The organism is Aquimarina sp. BL5, assembly GCF_003443675.1.
In the GTDB taxonomy this organism is placed as follows: domain Bacteria; phylum Bacteroidota; class Bacteroidia; order Flavobacteriales; family Flavobacteriaceae; genus Aquimarina.
Genome location: NZ_CP031963.1, coordinates 4,589,457 through 4,612,397, shown reverse-complemented (window position 1 = coordinate 4,612,397; position 22,941 = coordinate 4,589,457). Strand labels below are relative to the sequence as shown.

General features: G+C 33.4%; 24 protein-coding genes. 15 read left to right on the top strand and 9 right to left on the bottom strand.

The window, feature by feature from the left end:
- Positions 1–72 precede the first annotated feature (72 nt).
- Complete coding sequence (locus D1818_RS19155; RefSeq protein WP_118460814.1) at positions 73–429, top strand: hypothetical protein; 357 nt, start codon at positions 73–75, stop codon at positions 427–429.
- 26 nt (positions 430–455) lie between these two features.
- Here D1818_RS19155 and D1818_RS19150 read toward each other — a convergent pair whose 3' ends face one another.
- Complete coding sequence (locus tag D1818_RS19150) at positions 456–824, bottom strand: hypothetical protein (RefSeq protein ID WP_118460812.1); 369 nt, start codon at positions 822–824, stop codon at positions 456–458.
- 111 nt (positions 825–935) lie between these two features.
- Here D1818_RS19150 and D1818_RS19145 point away from each other — a divergent pair, with 111 nt between their 5' ends.
- From D1818_RS19145 to D1818_RS19100, 11 genes are all read left to right on the top strand, one after another.
- On the top strand, positions 936–1,202 hold the full coding sequence (locus D1818_RS19145; protein WP_118460810.1) for a recombinase family protein: 267 nt from the start codon (positions 936–938) through the stop codon (positions 1,200–1,202).
- A gap of 71 nt (positions 1,203–1,273) precedes the next feature.
- Positions 1,274–1,660 carry a group III truncated hemoglobin gene (locus tag D1818_RS19140; protein ID WP_233558527.1) on the top strand — a complete coding sequence of 129 codons (387 nt, stop codon included), beginning with the start codon at positions 1,274–1,276 and terminating at the stop codon, positions 1,658–1,660.
- A gap of 121 nt (positions 1,661–1,781) precedes the next feature.
- Entirely contained in the window at positions 1,782–2,840 is a 1,059-nt protein-coding gene (locus D1818_RS19135; protein ID WP_118460806.1) for a 3-oxoacyl-ACP synthase III family protein, read from the top strand.
- A 367-nt stretch (positions 2,841–3,207) separates the two neighbouring features.
- Entirely contained in the window at positions 3,208–3,729 is a 522-nt protein-coding gene (locus D1818_RS19130; protein WP_118460804.1) for a methyltransferase, read from the top strand.
- A gap of 22 nt (positions 3,730–3,751) precedes the next feature.
- Positions 3,752–4,600, top strand: a complete 849-nt coding sequence (locus D1818_RS19125; RefSeq protein ID WP_118460802.1) for a glycosyltransferase family 2 protein — start codon at positions 3,752–3,754, stop codon at positions 4,598–4,600.
- Positions 4,601–4,678: 78 nt separating this feature from the next.
- The gene (locus D1818_RS25485) at positions 4,679–4,828 is read left to right on the top strand and encodes a hypothetical protein (RefSeq protein ID WP_158596918.1); all 150 of its coding nucleotides are present in this window, start codon (positions 4,679–4,681) and stop codon (positions 4,826–4,828) included.
- Between the two features lie 220 nt (positions 4,829–5,048).
- Positions 5,049–7,352 carry a polysaccharide lyase 6 family protein gene (locus D1818_RS19120; protein WP_118460800.1) on the top strand — a complete coding sequence of 768 codons (2,304 nt, stop codon included), beginning with the start codon at positions 5,049–5,051 and terminating at the stop codon, positions 7,350–7,352.
- A gap of 112 nt (positions 7,353–7,464) precedes the next feature.
- The gene (locus tag D1818_RS19115) at positions 7,465–8,028 is read left to right on the top strand and encodes a TetR/AcrR family transcriptional regulator (protein ID WP_118460798.1); all 564 of its coding nucleotides are present in this window, start codon (positions 7,465–7,467) and stop codon (positions 8,026–8,028) included.
- Positions 8,029–8,091: 63 nt separating this feature from the next.
- Positions 8,092–8,838: an SDR family NAD(P)-dependent oxidoreductase gene (locus D1818_RS19110; RefSeq protein WP_118460796.1), complete on the top strand. Its 747-nt coding sequence runs from the start codon at positions 8,092–8,094 to the stop codon at positions 8,836–8,838.
- 27 nt (positions 8,839–8,865) lie between these two features.
- Complete coding sequence (locus D1818_RS19105; protein WP_233558526.1) at positions 8,866–9,162, top strand: carboxymuconolactone decarboxylase family protein; 297 nt, start codon at positions 8,866–8,868, stop codon at positions 9,160–9,162.
- A 163-nt stretch (positions 9,163–9,325) separates the two neighbouring features.
- Positions 9,326–10,381 carry an NAD(P)/FAD-dependent oxidoreductase gene (locus D1818_RS19100; RefSeq protein ID WP_118460792.1) on the top strand — a complete coding sequence of 352 codons (1,056 nt, stop codon included), beginning with the start codon at positions 9,326–9,328 and terminating at the stop codon, positions 10,379–10,381.
- A gap of 402 nt (positions 10,382–10,783) precedes the next feature.
- On the opposite strand, the gene pafA is transcribed toward D1818_RS19100, so the two are convergent.
- The gene (pafA, locus tag D1818_RS19095; protein WP_118460790.1) at positions 10,784–12,460 is read right to left on the bottom strand and encodes an alkaline phosphatase PafA; all 1,677 of its coding nucleotides are present in this window, start codon (positions 12,458–12,460) and stop codon (positions 10,784–10,786) included.
- Positions 12,461–12,575: 115 nt separating this feature from the next.
- On the opposite strand from pafA, the gene D1818_RS19090 reads away from it, so the two are divergent.
- From D1818_RS19090 to D1818_RS19080, 3 genes are all read left to right on the top strand, one after another.
- The gene (locus D1818_RS19090) at positions 12,576–13,313 is read left to right on the top strand and encodes an ABC transporter permease (protein WP_118460788.1); all 738 of its coding nucleotides are present in this window, start codon (positions 12,576–12,578) and stop codon (positions 13,311–13,313) included.
- Positions 13,313–14,077 carry an ABC transporter ATP-binding protein gene (locus D1818_RS19085; protein ID WP_118460785.1) on the top strand — a complete coding sequence of 255 codons (765 nt, stop codon included), beginning with the start codon at positions 13,313–13,315 and terminating at the stop codon, positions 14,075–14,077. Before D1818_RS19090 ends, D1818_RS19085 begins: the two co-directional genes overlap by 1 nt.
- A 218-nt stretch (positions 14,078–14,295) precedes the next feature.
- On the top strand, positions 14,296–14,493 hold the full coding sequence (locus tag D1818_RS19080; RefSeq protein ID WP_118460783.1) for a hypothetical protein: 198 nt from the start codon (positions 14,296–14,298) through the stop codon (positions 14,491–14,493).
- An 86-nt stretch (positions 14,494–14,579) separates the two neighbouring features.
- Here D1818_RS19080 and D1818_RS19075 read toward each other — a convergent pair whose 3' ends face one another.
- The 7 genes from D1818_RS19075 to D1818_RS19045 all read right to left on the bottom strand — a co-directional run bounded on the left by D1818_RS19075 (position 14,580) and on the right by D1818_RS19045 (position 22,860).
- Positions 14,580–15,299, bottom strand: coding sequence for a hypothetical protein (locus tag D1818_RS19075; protein ID WP_120752413.1), 720 nt, complete (start codon positions 15,297–15,299; stop codon positions 14,580–14,582).
- A gap of 70 nt (positions 15,300–15,369) precedes the next feature.
- The gene (locus D1818_RS19070; protein ID WP_118460779.1) at positions 15,370–16,818 is read right to left on the bottom strand and encodes a DUF389 domain-containing protein; all 1,449 of its coding nucleotides are present in this window, start codon (positions 16,816–16,818) and stop codon (positions 15,370–15,372) included.
- A 5-nt stretch (positions 16,819–16,823) separates the two neighbouring features.
- On the bottom strand, positions 16,824–17,900 hold the full coding sequence (locus tag D1818_RS19065; protein ID WP_118460777.1) for a mannose-1-phosphate guanylyltransferase: 1,077 nt from the start codon (positions 17,898–17,900) through the stop codon (positions 16,824–16,826).
- A gap of 3 nt (positions 17,901–17,903) precedes the next feature.
- Positions 17,904–18,500: a SprT-like domain-containing protein gene (locus D1818_RS19060; protein WP_118463938.1), complete on the bottom strand. Its 597-nt coding sequence runs from the start codon at positions 18,498–18,500 to the stop codon at positions 17,904–17,906.
- A 67-nt stretch (positions 18,501–18,567) separates the two neighbouring features.
- On the bottom strand, positions 18,568–20,298 hold the full coding sequence (locus tag D1818_RS19055; RefSeq protein WP_240338268.1) for a VWA domain-containing protein: 1,731 nt from the start codon (positions 20,296–20,298) through the stop codon (positions 18,568–18,570).
- Positions 20,299–20,456: 158 nt separating this feature from the next.
- Complete coding sequence (locus D1818_RS19050; protein WP_158596917.1) at positions 20,457–21,272, bottom strand: DUF4349 domain-containing protein; 816 nt, start codon at positions 21,270–21,272, stop codon at positions 20,457–20,459.
- A 1-nt stretch (position 21,273) separates the two neighbouring features.
- Positions 21,274–22,860, bottom strand: a complete 1,587-nt coding sequence (locus tag D1818_RS19045; RefSeq protein ID WP_118460771.1) for a VWA domain-containing protein — start codon at positions 22,858–22,860, stop codon at positions 21,274–21,276.
- Positions 22,861–22,941: the final 81 nt, after the last annotated feature.

The window sequence follows — 22,941 nt, the reverse complement described above, 5'->3', positions numbered from 1 at the left end:
ATTTTATGTTTTATTGTTAATCAAATATTGGTATTTTAGGAATGCATAACAACAATATTAAACTATACAGCCATGAGAAATCTATTATTATTTATTACATTTTTATCGATAGTTACGATGAATGCACAAGATTCCAAACTTTTGTCTCCAGACACTATAGCCATTGGTGATGTTCTTACCTTAGGAGCGCCTTCGGGACAAGTCTATCAACACATTTTCTTTCCACGTCTGAATTTTATCATCAAAAAGGGAGGTACTACTAATTTCAAAAAATTACAAGGCACAAAAGTAGTGGTCACTGATAAACAAGCGACTGAAGGAAAAACGCATATTACCATTAAACGAAAAGATGGAAAGAAATTTCTTAACAGTATAGCAGTGGTAAAAGTAAATCTTGAAGCTGCCGCTGGTGCTAAAGAAATATTATGATATTTTGAGAAATGAGTGAGAGGAATTCAATCTATGTCGAGTTCCTCTTTCTTTTTTATTTCTGCGAGTTTATCTCTGATATCTTGATCATCTAGGTATCGGAGCAAAGCTTGTTTGAAGTAATCCTTTTTGCCATAAACTGTCTCAGATTCTTCTACAAGATGACCTTCCTTAAGCATATTTCCCTCTCCGGTGACCAACCATGTAGGATTAATCTCTGTATACAATTGTATAACCTTTTCTATAAAGTCACCTCCAATATTACTATTAGCCGATTGCAGTCTATGCAAATACCCTGCACTCGCCCCAATGGAAAGGCTAAAACTTCTAAGACTAATTCCTAAATGGGCTGCAAAAACAATAACTCTATCTAAAATTTTATCTTTTTTATCCAAAATATTGACTATTATTTGTGTATATCCAATATTTTATATAATATTGTATAACAAAACGATAACATTACATTCACAAAGATACTTATACCAACAACATTAGCCAACTTATTTATGATCACACCTGAAGAACGTACTGCGATCTTAAAGGTCATAGGAAGTAAGCACGTAAAAAAAATACAAGCTTACTTAAACCAGAACAAGATTTTAAGCCCCAATAAAAAATCATATTCCAAAACAAGTATTTCCTACATTCTATCAGGAGAAAGAGAAAATGAGGTTGTAGAAAATGCAATTTTTGCCTATGCCCATCAAAAAATGATTGAGAAAGAAAAACAGCAAGAATTACGAGACCTTATTGTCTCTAAACAAAAATTATAGCCCAAAACCAAAGTACTTGTCCGAATACCTTGTAATTTTGCATCTATACATTAATGTAAATCAAGGTATTTTTGGACAAGGATAATTTAAAAGATATAACTAGCCGTGAGGATATTGAGTTTCTGATGTGGGCGTTTTATAAAAAAGCATTGAAAGATCCTACCATTGGTTTGTTTTTTACCGAAATAGCCCAAATCAATCTAGAAGATCATATTCCACATATTACTGATTTCTGGGAGCAACAACTATTTTATACAGGCAATTACAAAAAGAATGTATTACTAATTCACCAGAATCTGCATCAAAAAAAGATTATAGAAAAAATCCATTTTGATACCTGGTTAGGAGTATTTACTACAACAGTAGACAGTAACTTTAGAGGAGTCAAAGCGGAATTAATGAAAACACGAGCATTATCCATCGCTACTGTAATACAGTTAAAAACTAAACAAAATTAATCCGCCTTTACTACATTCTATAGTAATTATAAAAGCTTAGCCATCGTAAATTTTATTATGCAAGCATAATAAAGTGGTTTTTAATAGCTACCTTCTCTTCTACAAAAAAAGAAAAGGGAAGATGAATATCAAAATAACAGGTACAGGAAGCTATATTCCTACAGAAATCATACAAAACGTGGATTTTGAAAATCATCAATTTCTCAATACGGATGGTAGTCAAATCAGACATTCATCCCCTGTTGTTATAGACAAATTCAAAAAAATTACTGGTATTGAAGAGCGTAGATATGCTTCTTCAGCATTAAACACCTCGGATATTGCTTTTCTTTCTGCCGAAAAAGCCATTACCGATTCAGGTATTGATGCAGAAACCTTAGATTATATTATTGTTGCTCACAACTTCGGAGATGTTACTAAAAATTCATCACAAGCCGATACCGTACCTAGTCTTGCTGCCAGAGTAAAGCATCTTTTAAAAATAAAGAATCCATATTGTGTCGCCTATGATGTACTATTTGGTTGTCCTGGTTGGATAGAAGGAATTATACAAGCAGTTTCTTTTATAAAAAGTGGTATGGCAAAAAAATGTTTGATAATCGGTGCAGAAACCTTATCTCGTGTTATTGATAAGCACGATCGAGATTCTATGATTTATTCAGACGGATCGGGAGCTTCTATTATGGAAATTACAGAAAACACAGGAGGAATTATATCCTCTGCAAGTGCCTCTCACACCTATGAAGAGGCTAATTTTTTATACTTCGGAAGCACCTATGATGCTACCTCAAACGATACTACAAAATACATTAAAATGTATGGCCGTAAAATATATGAATTCGCTTTAACCAATGTGCCCAAGGCAATGAAAAGATGTTTGGATCAAGCGAATATTGATATTTCTCAAGTTAAAAAAATTCTCATACATCAAGCGAATGAAAAAATGGATGAAGCCATCGTAAAAAGATTCTATGAATTGTATGAGCAGGAAGCTCCTGATGGTATCATGCCTATGAGCATACAAAAACTAGGAAATAGTAGCGTGGCTACTATTCCTACACTATTTGATTTAATATTAAAAGGAAAAATAGCAAATCAATATATTCAGCCAGGAGACATATTATTATTTGCCAGTGTTGGTGCTGGCATGAATATTAATGCTTTTTTATATCAATATTGAACGGGTCACAAGTAGCACGTAATTCGGCATAAATCAAAAATACACGGCTTTATCTTAGCATTTAATTAGCATTTAATTAGCATTTAATTAGCATTTAAAAAAGAAGCTTTATATTTTCAGCAATTAAAAAAAGCTCAAGATTTAAAAAATTAGGAAGAAGAATTTAAATAATTCTTTGGAGATTCTCCTACTATGATTGAAAAGTACGGAGATAAAATCAAGTGTCAGAATTTGCTAAACACAGATATGAATATACAAACGAATGTAATTAGGCTTTTAAAAAAATAAATAAAAAGGATACTATATTTATGGTATCCTTTTTTGTTTAGAGTAATTTTGTCTTTAATTAAGAAAAGTTAAAATTAATATGTACGAAGGAACGTTTCCTCACAAACGATATAAAGAAACATTAGAGTTCTTAAGAGAACACGTTTCTGCTCCTGCAACTATACTAGACCTTGGTGTCCATAATCCTTTTGTGGAGTTTATGGAAAAAGAAGGATACTCCGTAGGTAATACTTCTGGAGAAGATCTTGATGTAGAAACTGAAGCTGTAAAAACAAGTGAAGCAGAAGTTGTAACGGCTTTCGAAATTTTTGAACATCTTATCGCACCTTTTAACGTATTACGTGATATTAAAGCAAACAAAATAGTAGCTTCCATTCCGTTGAAATTATGGTTTTCTCCTGCATATAGAAGTAAAACAGATCCTTGGGATCGTCACTATCATGAATTCGAAGATTGGCAGTTTGATTGGTTACTAGAAAAAGCAGGTTGGGAGATAAAAGCTAGAAAGAAATGGACACATCCAATTAAAAAAATTGGCTTCAGACCTTTACTTAGATATTTTACTCCTAGATATTATATCATTTATGCAGAAAGGAAATAGCTTAGATTAAAATACTACTATCTTGAACATTTATATTGTCATACCAGCGCATAACGAAGAATTATTGATTTCTAAAACTTTAGAATCATTAGTTGCTCAGACAATACTTCCTAAAAAAATCGTAGTCGTTAATGATAACTCTACCGATGGTACAGAAAGCATAGTCAAAGAATTTATTGATAGGTATGAGTACATTTCTTTAGTAAATACAAGTTCCTCTGAAGATCATATGCCGGGTAGCAAAGTTATCAACGCATTCTATAAAGGATATAAAACACTAGATGATGCATACGATGTAATCTGTAAGTTTGATGCAGATCTTATCTTTCCGAAAAACTATTTGGAAACATTAATAAACCATTTCGAAAAAGATAAAAAAACTGGAATGGTAGGTGGTTTCTGTTATATCAAAAAAGATGACAATTGGATTCTGGAAAACTTAACAAATAAAGATCATATTCGAGGGGCATTAAAGGCTTATAGAAAATCCTGTTTTCATGATATTGGAGGACTTAAATCTGCAATGGGCTGGGATACAGTTGATGAACTATTGGCGCAATACCATAATTGGGAAATCAAAACCGATGAATCGCTAAAAGTAAAACACCTGAAACCTACAGGAAACACCTATAACCCAAAAGCAAAATACAAGCAAGGTGAGGCTTTTTATAAAATGCGATATGGTTTCGCCATTACTTTGATTGCATCTATCAAATTAGCTTTACTGAAAAAACAACCTCGATTGATTAATGATTACATAGCTGGCTTTTTTAAAGCCAAAAGAGCACAGCACCCCTTCTTAGTCACCAAATCTGAAGGTAATTTTATCCGCAAGCTTAGATGGGGAAAAATCCTCCAAAAGTTATTTTAATCCTAAAATAGCTTCCTTCTGGCTACAATACCTTTTCTTTTAATACATTTAAGTAATATCAATTTTTAAAATCTTAATATGTTACACAAAATTTTAAACTTAGAAGGGATTGAAATTCTCAAAAAAGAAAAGCAAAAAACAATAAAAGGAGGAGAACCACCATGTCCTGTTTGGGTTTGTAACTCATTAGAAACTTGGCCTCTTCAACCAGCTTGTTATTGTGACTAGGAATCTAAAAGCAAAAAGTGTTTAGGTTAACTTTTAACCTAAACACTTTTTATACACTTTACGAATTCAATCATTCATTGGAAACCGACTTGGTTATTATAAAAAATAGACCTAAATTGCTCCCCACACACGACTTACAAGTATCTACTTTTAGCTAAGCATTAGACTGTTTTTTAAAGTTTAATGGGAATGTTTAATACAAATATTTCAAAACAAACAAATGAAAAAAAGTAGGCTCTATAGCTATCTATTAGCTATTTTATTAACTGTAAGTTCTTGCACACAAACTAGTACTACAAAACAAACCGATGGGACCAACCTTGTTACTACCGTCGAAGAATTCAATAAAGCTATTGCCGTAGCCCAACCTGGAGAAGAAATCACCTTGAGTAATGGTATCTGGAATGATGTTCAATTTGTTATTACAGCAACTGGGACAGAAGAAAAACCCATTATAATTAAAGCAGAGGAAAAAGGAAAAGTAATTCTATCAGGTAATACTTCTCTAAAAATCGGAGGGAAACATGTGATCATAAAAGAACTAGTTTTTAAGAATGGTTATACCAAAGAAGATGCCTTGATTGTCTTTAAAACCGATGACGGGAAGTTAGCAGAAAATTGCAGACTTACTGAAATAGCAATTGATCATTTTAATCCAGCCAATAGATTCGATAAATCCGAATGGATCCATCTTCATGGAAAGAATAATCGAGTTGATCATAACTATTTTGGAGGAAAACTTAATGCTGGTGTTACGCTCGTGGTAAAATTAAATAACAAAAACAGTTTAGAAAATCGTCACAGAATTGATCATAACTATTTTGGATACAGACCTAACTTAGGATCTAATGGAGGAGAAACACTTCGGGTTGGAGTTTCTACGTATTCATTAAGTCCATCTAGAACATTGATTGAGAACAACTATTTTGAGCAGTGTGATGGCGAGGTAGAAATTGTTTCTCTTAAATCAAGTGATAATATTGTGCGTAACAATGTTTTTTATGAATCTGCAGGTGTATTAGCACTAAGACATGGAAACCGGAACTTAATAGAAAATAACTTTTTTATTGGAAATAATAAACCAGGTACAGGAGGAGTTCGGGTTATTAACGAAGGCCATACCATTAGGAACAACCATTTTCAGGAACTAAAAGGAAAACGTTTCTTTGGAGCACTGCCTGTAATGAACGGAGTTCCTAACTCGTTAATTAACAGATATCACAGAGCAGAAAACACTGACATAACGGGAAACAAATTTTTGAAATGTGATCATATTCAGTTTGGTGTTGGCGCAGATAACGAAAGAACTGATCCTCCACAAGATATTAGATTTACTGACAATGTTTTCTATCATCCCGAAAGAAAACAAGTCTTTGAAGCAATTTCGGATTATAGCACCTTCTCCTTTTCAGGAAACGAAGTAGTATCTGCGGATTCGAAATTTAATCACAAAGGATTTACACAAGCCGAAATTACATTCTCGAAAGATTCTGCTGATGGCTTACTAAAAAATCAAACCTATCAACCTAAACTTCCTTTTACAAAAAATGAAGTGGGACCGAATTGGTATACACCACAAAAGAAATATTTTGATATTACTAATAAAAACTCGAATGCAGCACAAGTATCCGGTAATGAAAATGATACTTTGTTTACTATGGTAAAAAGTGCTTCATCAGGTGATAGCATTCAATTAAAACCGGGAACTTATACTTTTACGAAACCTTTAGTCATAAACAAAACTCTTACAATCATAGCTGATGAAAGTGATAACCCCACAATCTTTACATATGATAAAAACGAATCGCAAAAGCCATTGGTTATCATAGAAAATGGAGGAAGTCTCTACGTTAAAGGGGTTATCTTTGATGGTGCTTCAGAAAATGGTATTGCGCAATCCGCTATCGCAACCTCATCAAAACCTATGATAGAACACTATAAACTAAAGGTAGTTTCTTGTGAATTTAAGAATTTTAATGCCAGTCGTAAGACTGCCTTCAGAGCCTATAAAAACACCTATGCAGATACGTTGATTTTTAAGAATTCTACTTTTCATAATATTTCCGGAAACGCTATTAGTTTAGATGGAGAAAATGAAAATAGAGGGCGGTACAATGCAGAGTACGTAAAAATCGATAACTGCCATTTTAGCAAAGTAATGGGTAATGCAGTCTCACTATTAAGAATGGGCAATGACGAAAGTACTACAGGACCTTACCTAGAACTAAAAAACTCTACTTTTATTGATGTCAATAATAAAGATTTAGGGAGTGTTGTTCTGCTTTGGGGAGTTCAAAAACTAAATATAGATAATTTACTGTTCATTAATTCTGGAAAAGGTGGAAGAGTTATAAAATACGAAGATCCAGGATGGGCAATTAGTACAATCGATCGTATTAGCTTAATCAATTCTGGTCGGATAGAATCCTTCGGAAAACGTACAGGCAATAATATCGAAATCATAAAAACTGAAAAACCATTGAAATATCCTGCAAAATATAAAGGGTATAAAACCATAAATTAAAAAAGTAATCGTAGAACCTAATAAATTGTCAGATAACAATTCAATTTCTATTAAAAATCTTTCAAAACTAGACAGACTTGTCTAGTTTTGTTTTTTTGTATATATTTGCAATATGAAACACTCCAAGGTAAGAGATCATATTGTGGCAACTGCTTCTACTTTATTTTACGAAAAAGGATATAACCTAACCGGAATTAATGAAATTATTAAAGAAGCAGGAATTGCCAAAGCTACTTTATATAATCATTTCCCTTCTAAAGAAGATATTTGTATTGCTTATCTTCAATTTAAGAATGATACTTTTACTAAAGACATAAGAGATTTTGTATATAAAGCTTCTCCAGGAAAGGATAGAATATATGCATTGTTCGATTTTCTCACAGTTTTCTTTGATCAAAAAGATTTTAATGGATGTTGGTGTTTAAATACATACTCCGAAATGCCGAAAGAAAATGAAACAGTACGCATTGAAATTCAAAAACAGAAGAATAACTTCATACATTTTATCAAGGATCTTGTTATCGAAAATTGTAATCAAAACTCAGAGCAAGCTAATGAAATGCTCGCCAAAAAAATTTACTTATTATATGAAGGAGGGATTTCAGAAAGTAAATTACATCAAAACGCATGGCCAATAGAAGCATCTTTATCTTTATGTAAGAAAATCATAGAATAAAAAAATTTACATCAATACAGACAGACTTGTCTGTTCAATTTTAACTATTTAAATATATATACAATGACAGAATTCAAAAACAAAACAGCTCTAGTAATTGGAGGAACCAGTGGAATCGGTAAAGCTACAGTGGATTCCTTAATAGAAGGAGGAGCTACTGTTCACGTGGTAGGTAGAAATACATCTAAAATTCCTGATGCAGACAACATCATTAAACATCAAGTAGATATTACCAACAAGGATAGCGTTGATCAACTTAACAAAACTATTGCAGACCTAGATCGCTTAGATTATCTGGTAAATGCATCTGGAATTTTTGGTCCAAAAGCATTTTTAGATCACACGGTAGAAGACTATGACTCTTACCAAGATTTAAACAGAGGGTTCTTTTTTATTACACAATCCGCCGCTAAGAAAATGAAAGAAAGTAATAGCGGATCCATTGTCAATGTAGGTTCTATGTGGGCCAAACAAGCTGTAAAAGCAACTCCTTCTTCGGCATACTCCATGCAAAAAGCAGGATTACACTCGCTAACACAACACTTAGCAATGGAATTAGCAGATCACGGAATCCGAGTAAATGCAGTATCTCCTGCCGTAGTAGAAACTCCTGTATACAATAGTGTTTTCGGAGGAGCTGATGAAGCCAAAAAAGCGTTGGTTGGTTTTAATAATTTTCATCCAATAGGAAGAAACGGAACTGCACAAGATGTAGCCAACAGCATTACCTTCTTACTATCAGATCAAACCTCATGGGTGACCGGGGCTATTTGGGATACCGACGGCGGTGTAATTGCAGGAAGAAATTAATTCAAAAAAACATCAACTATGTATGATATGAATCACCTAAAAAAATTAGGTACACTTAGCAAAAATGCATCAGAAGCTATGAAAGCCTTTCAGGCTTTTGATAGCATTGCATTACAAGAAGGAGTCATTCCAGTAAAATATAAAGAACTAATGGCTGTTGCTGTAGCATTAACTACGCAATGTCCATATTGTTTAGAAATTCACAAGAAAAATGCAATCAAAGCTGGTGCCACTCAAGAAGAACTGGCAGAAGCTACATTTGTTTCTGCAGCACTTCGCGCGGGAGCAGCTGTTGTGCACGGAACACATCTCATGGATGAATAAACTAATAGTATAAAGAAGTTATCTAAAAGTCATTTAATATTGTCAAACTGAGCGTGTCGAAGTTTTTACTCTTTGATTTTCAAATTATCTTCGACAAGCTCAGACTGACAATTTCACATATTAGAGACTTTTTAAACATCCTCTTTATATATTTATATCGAACATGAAATCAAAAGTACTTATTATAGGAGCTGGATTAACCGGCTTATTACTAGCTTACAGATTAAAAAAAAATGGAATCGCCGTAAAGGTTGTTGAAGCTAGAAATAGAATCGGAGGAAGAATCCACACACTACATTCCAAAAACGAAACCCCAATAGAAATGGGAGCAACTTGGTTAAGTGCTCAACATCGTGAATTGTTTGCGCTGTTAGAAGAACTAGGGCTTCCTGTTTTTGAACAATTCATGGAAGGAATAGCACTTTTTGAACCATTGTCCACTGCTCCACCCCAACAAATACAATTACCAACTAATCAACAACCTAGTTATAGAATACAAGGCGGAACTGTTTCTCTTATTGACAAACTTGCTGAATCTCTTGATAAGGAAGAATTAATCCTAAATGAAAAAGTAACACATATTGAGTATCTTAAAGATCAATTCGAAATTAGTGCTACCACTCAGACATACCAAGCTCATAAAGTAATTTCAACTCTACCTCCTTTCCTACTTGTTAATTCGATAAAGTTTACTCCCGAATTACCAAAAGACATAATTTCTGTCGCTAACAAAACACATACCTGGATGGGAGAATCTATAAAATTTGGAATCTCTTATGAACGAGCTTTTTGGAAAGAAAACAACTTTTCTGGAACGGTTTTTAGTAATGTAGGACCTATCACTGAACTATATGATCATTCTAATGTAGAAAATACGCGTTTCGCACTAAAAGGATTTCTACAAAGTGGAATGTATATGCAAACAAAAGAGCAACGAAGGACTAAGGTATTAAGTCAACTTCAGAAATTATTTGGAACTCAAGCTTTGGAATATTTAGCATACGAAGAAGTTGTTTGGAAACAAGAACCAAATACTTCTATTCATTCCGAAAAGTTTATATTTCCACATCAGAATAATGGGCACGATTATTACCAAAATGTTTTCTTTGATAACAACTTCTTTATTGCAGGATCAGAAACTGCTATAAGACATGGAGGATATATGGAAGGTGCAATACATAGCGCACAATACATATATCAACACTTATTAGAAATATAAACCAACTTTCTTGTTTATAAAAAATTAAATTAACCCATTTTACTTTGAGATTACAAGAATAAAATAATTCAAACTTATCTAGATATAAGACTTTTAACTGTATTTTTTAAAAAAATGTAGATTTTTAGGGTAACATTTTAGCCGCTTATGTTACTATCATTACATATAAATTTTTAAAACCATTATTATGTTAAAAAACATTTTAGAATTACGCGGTGTTCAAACATTGAACAAAGAATCTCAAAGATCAGTAAAAGGAGGCGTTCGTCTCTGCCATCCTTCAATTTGTGCTATCTGGGACACATTAGTTCTGATGCCAGCCTGTACTTGTGATGTCTAACACAAAAGGAGGTATTCGTGATGAATACCTCCTTTTATTTTCTGTTCACAATAATTAATATTTTACTTCAATACAAAAGGCAACACATCTCCTGTTGCACCATTAGGAAATGTTATTCCTAATAACGCAGAAATAGTTGGAGCAATATCGGGAATGGTTGTTCTCTCTGTAGTGCTTCCTTGTTTAATACCTTTACCCATAAACAATAAAGGAGCATGGGTATCATAATTCAATCCACTTCCGTGTGTAGATCCTGTCCTAGAATATAGAATAGTCGCAGGGTCCAATACAAAAACAACATCGCCACTTCTTTTCTGATTAAATCCTTTTTGAACTAGGGCGGCAATTCCTTCAGTATATGTCCCCATTAATAATTGTTCTCTGGTAAATACTTTATCTATTTGATCATATTGTAAGACGTAATGGGCAATAGCTTTCTGTAAATTCTGAGCATCTATATTATTTTTATTTAAAACATCATATGCAAAAAAGACTTGATCATTATCTACTTTCTCTATCAATCCATCCACTTTAAACCTTTCCTTTACAAAAGTCATAATCTTAGTTGATAAAGTATCCTTTTTAAAATAACCTGACGGTATTTTTACTGTCTGCAAATACGATGGTACGTGAACAGCTCCGTGATCTGCGGTTAAAAAAACCGTATAATTTCTTTTTCCAACTTTAGCATCTAATGCATTAAAAAATCTTTCCAAATCTTTATCCAATCTCAAATATGTGTCCTCTATTTCTTTGGAATTTACTCCAAAATTATGCCCAACATAATCCGTACTAGAAAAACTCACTGTTAGAAAATCAGTAATTTCATCTTTACCTAAAGCCTCACCATCGATTGCTGCAATGGCAAAATCCGCAGTTAAGCTATTACCGTAAGCAGATCCTTTAATAATATCATAGCCTTCATTTTGATCCTTTAGATTAGCTAAGTCATAGGGAAATGTAGCAGTTTCTTTTCCTTTGAACCCTGCCTCAAAATTATTTAGGTCTGATCCACTTTCTGTATATGAATTAATATCATATAGGGTATTCCACACTTTTAGATAGGATTCAGCCTTGTCAGAATCATTAAACTTTTGTACCCAGTTTGGCAAGTCCTTTCTATAATATGTACTGGTAATCCATTTTCCTTCATCTTTCCCTCTAAACCAATACGCGCCATTTGCGGAATGTCCTGCAGGTAAAATTGCTCCTCTGTCTTTTATTGCAATCCCAATAGACTTTCCTTTTAATTGTGTGTGCAATCGATTCTGATCTGCAACTGTTGTCGTTTTCATACGATGTGGAGACATTCTCTCCATCTCACTATCCGAACCAACTGCTCTTACTGATGGATCACTAGCGCAGTACACACCCTTTTTACTAAACTTATCATACCAATAATTAGAGATAATCCCGTGATTCTGAGGAGTCGTACCAGTAAACACCGATGCATGTCCTGGACCAGTATACGTAGGAACATAATTAAAATGATTGTTTTTACAATTAAATCCTTCTCTGATCATTCTCTTAAAACCACCTTCTCCAAAACGATTATAAAAACGTGTTAGATAATCATATCTCATTTGATCCACCACCATCCCAACTACTAGTTTTGGTGAAATATTTATAGTCTTTTCTCTAGAAAATTCATTAGAATTTGGGTCTGGTTGTACTTGCTGTGACTTACATTGTATAGAAAACAGAACCGCTCCAAGAATTAAGAATACTTTCTTTATCATTACCTTTCAAAATTTAGATGGTCAAAATACCATTTGTGCAAATGTAAAACTTTAATAGAAGGTTACATGCTGTCCCTAATTTTTTTTCTATTTTAGCCCTTCTAATGTAACGTATATGTTTTATCTGGACGATATCGGTCGTTATTTTTTAATGTTGAAAAAAGTTTTTAGCCGCATGACTAAAGGCTCAGTACTTAGAAGCTTGATTTTTAAAGAAATAGATGACCTTATCATTGGTTCATTAGGGATTACCATATTTCTTGCTTTCTTTATTGGTGCTGTAATTGCAATACAAACTGCTTTAAACCTTACCAATCCACTAATTCCAAAACAATTAATTGGTTTTGCATCTAGGCAATCGATGATTTTAGAATTTGCGCCTACCTTCCTTTCCGTAATTATGGCTGGTAAAGTAGGCTCTTTTATCACATCTAGTATCGGAACCATGAGAGTTACAGAACAAATCGATGCATTAGAGGTAATGGGTATTAACTCTCTGAATTATCTTGTTTTTCCCAAGATCATAGCAATGTTAATGTACCCTTTTATTATAGCAATAGCGATGTTTGTTGGTGTATTTGGAGCTTATATAGCGGGTGTTTATGGAGGGTTCGTTTCTGGCTCTGAGTTTTTAACAGGGCTGCGTGAGGAGTTCATCCCATATCACTTAGTTTATGCATTTATTAAAACTTTTATTTTTGCCTTTCTACTAGCAACCATCCCATCTTTTCACGGGTATTATATGACAGGTGGAGCATTAGGAGTTGGTAAAGCAAGTACTTCTGCGTTTGTTTGGACAACAGTGGTTATTGTAACTTCTAATTATATACTAACTCAATTATTGTTAAGCTAATGATAGAAGTAAAGGATATTCATAAAAGTTTTAATGGAGAACAGATTCTTAAAGGAATCACCACGACTTTCGAGCGCGGCAAAACGAATCTAATCATTGGAACCAGTGGTAGTGGTAAAACTGTTTTTCTAAAATGCATGCTTGGTTTGTTTACACCAGAAGAGGGATCTATCTGTTATGATGGAGCTACCTATTCTGATCTTTCTACAGAGGAACAGAGAAATCTTAGAGAACAAATGGGGATGGTATTTCAGGGGAGTGCATTATTTGATTCTATGACGGTAGAAGAAAATGTAATGTTCCCATTGATGATGTTTACCAAACAGAAAAAAGAAGAAATGCGTGAACGGGTAAATGAAGTATTAGCTCGTGTAAATCTAGAAAACGCAAACAATAAACTTCCATCAGAAATAAGTGGTGGTATGCAAAAACGAGTAGCGATTGCAAGAGCGATTGTAACGAGGCCGAAATATCTATTTTGTGATGAACCTAACTCTGGATTAGATCCCAGAACGGCTATAGTAATTGATAATCTGATAAAAGAAATTACAGAAGAATATGACATCACTACGGTGATCAATACCCACGACATGAATTCAGTTATGGAAATTGGAGAGAAAATTGTTTTCCTAAAATATGGCCATCTAGAGTGGGAAGGTGATAAAACACAAATTTTCAAAACGGATAACGAAGCCGTAACAGAATTCGTATACTCTTCTAACTTGTTTAAGAAAGTAAGAGACGCTCAATTGAAAGGACTTTAGAAAACTTGATTTTAAAACTCTTAATTCTGCAGTAATTTATTTTAGTAGAAGTGTCCAATTTCTTACCAACTAACTTTCGGAACATCAATCCGATATTTTTAAGAATTAGTTAAGATTTTGATTATTAAAACTTTAACATCAATTACGGCATTGCCGTAAATAGGTTTTCATGAGTTTATTTACCTTTAACTTGATAAATCTTAAAACCTTTTTATATCATGTTAAAGAATGTTTCAAAATTCGGAATTAAACTAAGTAAAAATCAGCAAAAGGAAATCAATGGAGGAGGATTACGTCCATCCAGATGTTGTAACCCATCACTTTCTTGTTGTGTACCTAATCCAAATTATAATGGGTCTAATTGTCAATTCGTTCAAGGAAATCCAAACTCTTTTCCGGTTCCTTTTTGTATTTAATATTTAAACTTATTTAAAGCTGCTGATTTACTTTAGTACATCAGCAGTTTTATTTTTAAGTAATGAGTCGCTTATTTCTTAATGTTTTATTTAGCTATTAAAACGTTTTCAGGAATTACATTTTGCATCTTAGCAAAAGCTAAACTTAAATCATCATTTTTAATATCATCTAGCAACCATTTACCTTCTACATATTCCATTACCCATATATGACTTTCATTCTGAAAACCTATTCCTCCTTTTATTATCTTTCCGGTTTCTTTATCTATCAAATAATCTTCAATACTACCTGAAATACTAATCACAATTTTCGATCCCTCATAATTGTCATTATTCGTTAATTCCAGATATAGTGGTCTGATTTTATTTATCTCTTGAAGATTACATATATTCTTTAAGTTATTAGATTTCCATTTATCAAGATGAACGGACTGTTGATTTTGCCAGTACCAATGATTTACATATTCTTTAACTTCGCTCATATTCTCATTACTCCAAGCATCATAGACTCGGGTGATAATATTAGAAAAATTCTTTTCAAGATTTAACCAGGAAAAATCCTTGTTTTTTAAACCTATTTGCCCTAACTGTTTTTTTGTTTTTTTTACTTTAAAAAACTCAACAGATTTTATATAAATGATAAATGGTAGCAAAATAACAACCAATAATAACATCAAAATTTTGCCCCACCAAGTTTTAAATAAACCTTTGGCTATTGCTCCACCTGGGCCGGCATATATAGGATCAATAAAGAACAATAAACCTATAAGAACTAATAATACTATAAACTTCGAATTTTTCATCATTCTATTCTGTTTAGTTACTATATGTATGTGTCGTAATAACTAAAAATGTTATCCTAAAAATTAAAAAAAATTACTTCACCAATAATGTATCCGCTTTCAGTTCTCCCGTAATCCACTCTCTTAAGTCCTTATTTCTAATATTATTTAAGCTATCCGATACCTGGAATTTCCATTCAGGAAAAATCACTTTTACCGTATCTACTTTTAAGAAATTGGATTGTAATACTTCTCCATATCCCAGTTCTGATAAATCCGGGAAACGGATTTTAGCATCTTTGGCAATATTATTATACGGTAGAATTTCCACAGGAACTACTTTTTGTGCTTCGGTTAATTGAGTTTCCATCAATGCCAATCGTATCTTTAGATCTTCAACCTTATCCAGTAATGCTTCATTCTCTGTTTCTAGGCGATTTAACTCCACAATATATCGATCGTTTGCTTTGGAGATTTGTTCAATCCCTCTCGCTTTGTTACCACTAATTTTTAATGTAAAATCTCTTATGCTTTCATAATTCTTAAGCTCATTTTGTAAATCACTCACAGTTGCTTCAGCGATTTCACCATCAAAATATAATTTGATAGACTTATAATCATACTCATAGAATTCTTTACGGAGATATAAGTTAGGGTTTGCGTCAATTTCATTTGCCAAAAAACTTTTATAATCTCTTTCGGCATTACTCATGTTCAAGGTAACGTAAAAGGTCCAAATCGCTGGAATTATAGCTATAATTGCCAAAGCAGATGCAATTCTTGCGATACGCTTTCTTTTTGCAGAATTTGCATAACGTAGCATCGGAAAACGTAACAACTTAGCTACAATAAAAGTAGATAATGCAATAAAAATGGCATTAATGCTAAAAAGATATATTGCGCCTAATGCATAATCAAGATTTAATTCTGCAATACCATATCCTACCGTACATAAAGGAGGCATTAAAGCTGTAGCAATTGCAACTCCTGCTATAGCATTTGGCATCGTCCCTTTTTTGGATTTAGCTATAATCAGTGCCAAACCACCAGAAATTGCCACAAAAACATCCAGAATCGTTGGAGCCGTTCTGGATTCTAATTCTGGGGTAAGTTCTGTTAAAGGTGAAACTGCAAAATACAAAGTGGCAGTTAATACACTAAGCCCAACCATAACTCCCAAATTCACCAAAGATCGTTTAAGTGTATCGATATCATTTATTGCAATAGAAAGTCCAACACCTACAATTGGTCCCATTAATGGAGAAATTAACATCGCTCCTATCACTACAGCTGTAGAACTTACATTAAGCCCTATGGATGCAACAAATACAGAAAATATAAGAATCCATGCTGTATGTCCTTTAAACGGGATATCGTTTTTGACATCTTCTATGGTCTGATCCCTATCCGTATCGGATCGTATATCCAACAAGCCGGAAAGAAACAATTTAACACTCTCAAAAAGGCCTTTGGCATCCCTTTTTACAGATTCTTTAATTTCTTCTTGTTCTGAATTTACAGGCTGGTTTGTATTTTCTTCCATTCGTATTATCCGTATTTTTCTCCGTAGGTCTCTTTTACTTTTTTAAGTACTTGTTTAATATCCTGTTCTTTCTTTTTAGGATAAATCAACAGTACTTCTTCTTTATCCACTATAATATAGTCTTCTAGTCCATCAACAACAACAATTTTATCTGTAGTGGTTCTAATCATATTACCTGATGCATCTTCTGACAAGACTCTGGCATTTACCACTGCATTATTAGCATCGGTTTTATCAAGCTTATCATATAGCGAACCCCAGGTACCGAGATCATTCCAATCAAAAGTAGCAGGAAGCACATATACATTTTCTGCTTTCTCTAGGATAGCATAATCTATAGAAATATTTTCTGCCAGTGGATAATTAACCGCTATAAAATCATTTTCTTCTTCTGTATTGTATGCATCTAATCCTTTTTCAAACAAAGCAGTCATCTCTTTTTGGAATTTAGAAAAGGCTCCTACAATACTTTTCACACTCCAAATAAAGATCCCTGCATTCCATAGATAATTACCTTGATCTAAAAACTGTTTTGCAGTTTCATAATCAGGTTTTTCTGTAAACTGAGCTACTTTTTTAATAGCATCCGTTTCTTTATTGTATTGTATGTATCCGTACCCTGTATTAGGAAACGTAGGTTGGATACCCAAAGTCATTAGTATATCTTTTTCTGAGCAAGCATCAAAACTTTGCTTTAAATTCCCTACGAATGCATCCTCATCTTCAATCCAGTGATCACTTGGTGCCACTACCATCACTGCATCTGGATTTTCTTTTTGAATTTTCAGTGCAGCATATAAGATACAAGGAGCTGTATTACGCATTGCAGGTTCTGTTACAACCTGTCGTTGTTCTGCTTCCGGTAATTGTTGTAAAACCAAATCGTTATATCGCTCATTGGTTAATATAAAAATATTTTCCTTTGGGATAATCTTTGATAGTCTACTAAATGTTCTTTGAATTAGAGTTTCTCCAGTACCCAACATATCGTGAAACTGTTTTGGGAACTCTGTAGTACTAACAGGCCAGAATCTAGATCCTACTCCCCCAGCCATTAAAATGGCATAATAATTTTTTTCCATAAATTAATTTAATAGCTCGACTTCTGCATTGGGGTTAAACAGGTATACTCTACCTGTGCTTAGTTCGACACATTCATAACGTTTAACTCTTTTATTTCCTCTTTGGAAAATCTTTCCATTATATAATCTAAATCGACCTCCTAATGGTATTTCAAAGATATAATTTTTATCATTCTCTGGGTCATATTGTTTTAGTGCAAGTGATAATTTTGAATCCGTATCGCTACTTGCTTTTGGATTTTTAAAATGATTAGCAATCACAGGTAACAATCTAGAAGGAAAAACATCCGGATTTATATATGGTAGCATCAATTGCTGAAAAGTCCGTTTCCACTCTAATCCGTGAGGTTTGATATAGCGCCCATATTTTTCGAAAGCTACAAGATGAGCAATTTCGTGGATTAATGTTATCAAAAAACGATAGGTATTCAAAGATGCATTAACAGTAATTTGATGTCTACCATCTGGCATTTTGCGATAATCGCCATGGCGAGTGACACGTTCATTAACAATTTTGAGATGAACATTACATTTCACAATCAAATCAAATGCCGGTTCTAAAGCACGTTCAGGGATGTATCTTGCCAGGATTTCCTTCATTGCTGCAAAATACAAAAATAAGCGCATCGGAAAGATGCGCTTACTAAAGAATTCTTATCAAATAGCATTAATTTGTTTTATCATAACTATTCATTAATCGTATAAACTCTGCTCGATACCCTTGTTCATCATTCCCCCTACTATTTCTTGCTAAAGAGACCACATCCTCAACATTTTGATTCTGTATATATTTTGAGTTTTTCAAAATCATTCCATACCAAGCTACAGAAGAGGCAAATTGAAAGTCCGTTGATATTTGTTTTTCGTTAGCTGTTTTATGTATATGCACCATCTCAATACTTCGATCTTCTTTTGGCTTTTTATATCTGAATTTTACAGTAAACAACTCGTCTCCATACTTAGCTTTTTCAGTTTCATCATTTTTTTCGGAATATTTTAAGTCTGAAACCTCCTTAAGATATTTGCTTTGTACTCCGGTTGGTATCACCTCATATAATGCGGTTACTGTATGTCCGCTACCAAGTTCTCCTGCATCTTTAGTATCGTCTATAAAATCTTCATCATTAAGTAATCGGTTTTCATATCCAATTAACCTATATGCTTTTACCTTAACTGGGTTAAATTCTACCTGGATTTTTACATCTTTTGCAATGGTATATAATGTTCCTCCAAACTCAGTTCCCAATACTCTCTGCGCTTCTTGCATGGTATCGATATAAGCGTGATTACCATTACCAGTATCTGCTAGCGTTTCTAGTTTGCTATCTTTATAATTACCCATTCCGAAACCTAAACAGGTTAAGAATACTCCAGATATCCTTTTTTCCTCAATCAATTTCTTCATGCCAGTATCACTACTAACTCCTACGTTAAAATCACCGTCGGTTGCAAGAATCACTCTGTTATTACCGTTTTTAATATAATGTTCTTCAGCTATTTTATAAGCTAGTTTAATTCCTTCTCCGCCAGCAGTAGATCCTCCAGCCTGAAGATTATCTAATGATTCCATTATCTTTTCCTTATTTTTTCCACTTGTTGGTTTGAGCACTACACCAGCGGCACCTGCATACACAACAATAGACACCTTGTCCTTAGCCCTCAATTGGGACACCAACAGTTTAAAAGCCTTTTTTAGCAATGGTAATTTATTGATGTCATTCATAGAACCCGAAACATCAATTAAAAATACAAGATTGGATGCAGGAAAACTTTCTGCAGGTATTTCTTTGCCCTTTATTCCTATTTTGACCAATTGTGTTTCTTCGTTCCAAGGAGTACTTCCTGATTCTGTATGAATAGCAAAAGGATGCTGGTCTAATGGTTGCTTATACTCATACTTAAAATAGTTGATCATTTCTTCTATCTTAACAGCATCTTCCGGAATCTCTTGACCATTATTAATCATTCTGCGAATGTTACTATATGAAGCTTTATCTACATCTATAGAAAAAGTAGATAGTGGAGCCAGACTCACTCTTTTAAAAGCGTTCTCCACTACTTCTGCATATGATTCATTATTGGTTTCTCTAATAAAACTAATAGGACTTTCCATAAAAACCTCATCATTTGCTACTTCCATCATAAACGCCACTGGCTCCGGAGCTTCTTCAATTTCCGAAACTTCTATATCCTCAATCATAAATTGTTCAATAAAAACCTCTTCGTTTACTTCGTTAATCTTAAGTATCTCTTCTTCTGAAATAACTAAGTCGGTTTCCTCTTTGACATCAACAACTATATTAGCAGGTGTCTTCGTTTTAGGATCACAAGAAGTGATCAGTAAAGCAGATAATCCTATTATCCACCATCTGTTTTTTTTAATACTCATTGTTTTCATACTATTTAGTTTTGTTACATCTAATACTGAAACAAACATAATACCACAATGAGATCCAGATAAAATATATTATCATCGTTTGTCTTTGTTATACAAATTACTCGAGGGTGGTATTATTAAAATTGAAAAAACCTTATGCTGTTTTAAAATGCCTACTGCTATTTCCTAATCCATTTAAAGTAGATAAAAACTGAAATTCCTAATAGCACTAATGGCCAAACATAAAAGAGTAGTAGAAATAAATGTTGTAAAAGATTCCAGCCAAAAGACAATCCATCCTCAGCCTTTTCTATAAAGCTTTTCACATACTTCTGAGGCTCATCTTTAGGAACAACTGTTTCATAAAGATCAAACTGAATTGTACTATAGGATACTCTATTAGTCAGATAGTTTAATCGCCCTTGAGCAGCTTCTATTTCCTCTTGGAGCACTCTTAATTTATCTTCCGTCAACAAAATATCTTCCACGGTCTTTGTACTAGTTTTTAGAATTGTCTCATAGCGCTGCTTCACTTCTAACTTTGTTTTTAATCGTGATTTAATATCAATATATTCTTCAGTGACATCTAGAGTCGATATGTTTTTATAATCTACAAAATCAGCCAAAGCACAAATACTATCCAAAACTTCATCAAAATTTTCCTGTGGGACTCTAATTGTAAACTTATTTTCTTTAGCGTAATTAGTGTGTGTAAAGTGTTCATTAGAAATATAACCTTTATACGTAGAAACGATTTTTTTTGATAGCATAGTTGCTTGTCCCACATTATTTACTTTAATACGACAATCTGCATTTTTAATTATCTTGAGCTTATCGGTTACAATTTCGTTTTCGGAGATGTTCGAAACTGAAGTCTCTATAATTTCTTCCTTAGGAATACTTTCTAAAACATCTCCATAATTCTTTTCTGCTTGAGAGCAAGATAGCGCGAGAAATAAAAAACATAAAACCTGAAGTATCTTCATCTGTTTCATATTACTCTGCTTTATCATAACTATTCATTAATCGTATAAACTCTGCTCGATATCCTTGTTCATCATTCCCTTTGTTATCTTTCGCCAAGGTGATGATATCTTCTATATTTTCATTCTGTATATACTTTGAGTTTCGTAATTTCATTCCATACCAAGCTACAGAAGCAGCGAATTGAAAATCCGTTGATATTTGTTTTTCGTCAGCTGTTTTATGTATATGCATCATCTCAATACTTCGATCTTCTTTTGGCTTTTTATATCTGAATTTTACAGTAAACAACTCGTCTCCATACTTAGCTTTTTCAGTTTCATCATTTTTTTCGGAATATTTTAAGTCTGAAACCTCCTTAAGATATTTGCTTTGCACTCCGGTTGGTATCACCTCATATAATGCGGTCACTGTATGTCCGCTACCAAGTTCTCCTGCATCTTTAGTATCGTCTATAAAATCTTCATCATTAAGTAATCGGTTTTCATATCCAATTAACCTATATGCTTTTACCTTAACTGGGTTAAATTCTACCTGGATTTTTACATCTTTTGCAATGGTATATAATGTTCCTCCAAACTCAGTTCCCAATACTCTCTGCGCTTCTTGCATGGTATCGATATAAGCGTGATTACCATTACCAGTATCTGCTAGCGTTTCTAGTTTGCTATCTTTATAATTACCCATTCCGAAACCTAAACAGGTTAAGAATACTCCGGATGCTCTTTTTTCCTCAATCAATTTCTTCATGCCAGTATCGCTACTAACTCCTACGTTAAAATCACCGTCGGTTGCAAGAATCACTCTGTTATTTCCGTTTTTAATATAATGTTCTTCAGCTATTTTATAAGCTAGTTTAATTCCTTCTCCGCCAGCAGTAGATCCTCCTGCTTGCAGATTATCTAATGATTCCATTATCTTTTCCTTATTTTTTCCACTTGTTGGTTTGAGCACTACACCAGCGGCACCTGCATACACCACAACAGACACCTTGTCCTTAGCCCTCAATTGGGACACCAACAGCTTAAAAGCCTTTTTTAGCAATGGTAATTTATTGATGTCATTCATAGAACCCGAAACATCAATTAAAAACACAAGATTGGATGCAGGAAAACTTTCTGCAGGTATTTCTTTACCTTTTATTCCTATTTTGACCAATTGTGTTTCTTCGTTCCAAGGAGTACTTCCTGATTCTGTATGAATAGCAAAAGGGTGCTGGTCTAATGGTTGCTTATACTCATACTTAAAATAGTTGATCATTTCTTCTATCTTCACAGCATCTTCCGGAATCTCTTGACCATTATTAATCATTCTTCGAATATTACTATATGAAGCTTTATCTACATCTATAGAAAAAGTAGATAATGGAGCTAAACTCACTCTTTTAAATGCGTTCTCTATAATTTCTTTATATGCCTCGTCATTTTCATCATCCTCATTAGGAATTTCAAAATCTTGTGTAAAAGATTCTCTATCTTCTAGCACGATACTTTCGTGAACAGTGTACTTTCTGGTAGCATATTGGTTGCAAGAACTTATTCCTAAAAAGAATAATCCAAGAAGTATAAATCCGATTTTTTTAATAGTCTTTGTTTTCATATTTATTGTTTTTACCTTGTTAAACTGAAAACAAACATAGTATCATAAAAACCCGTACACTTGTATAGCTTTTGTAAAACT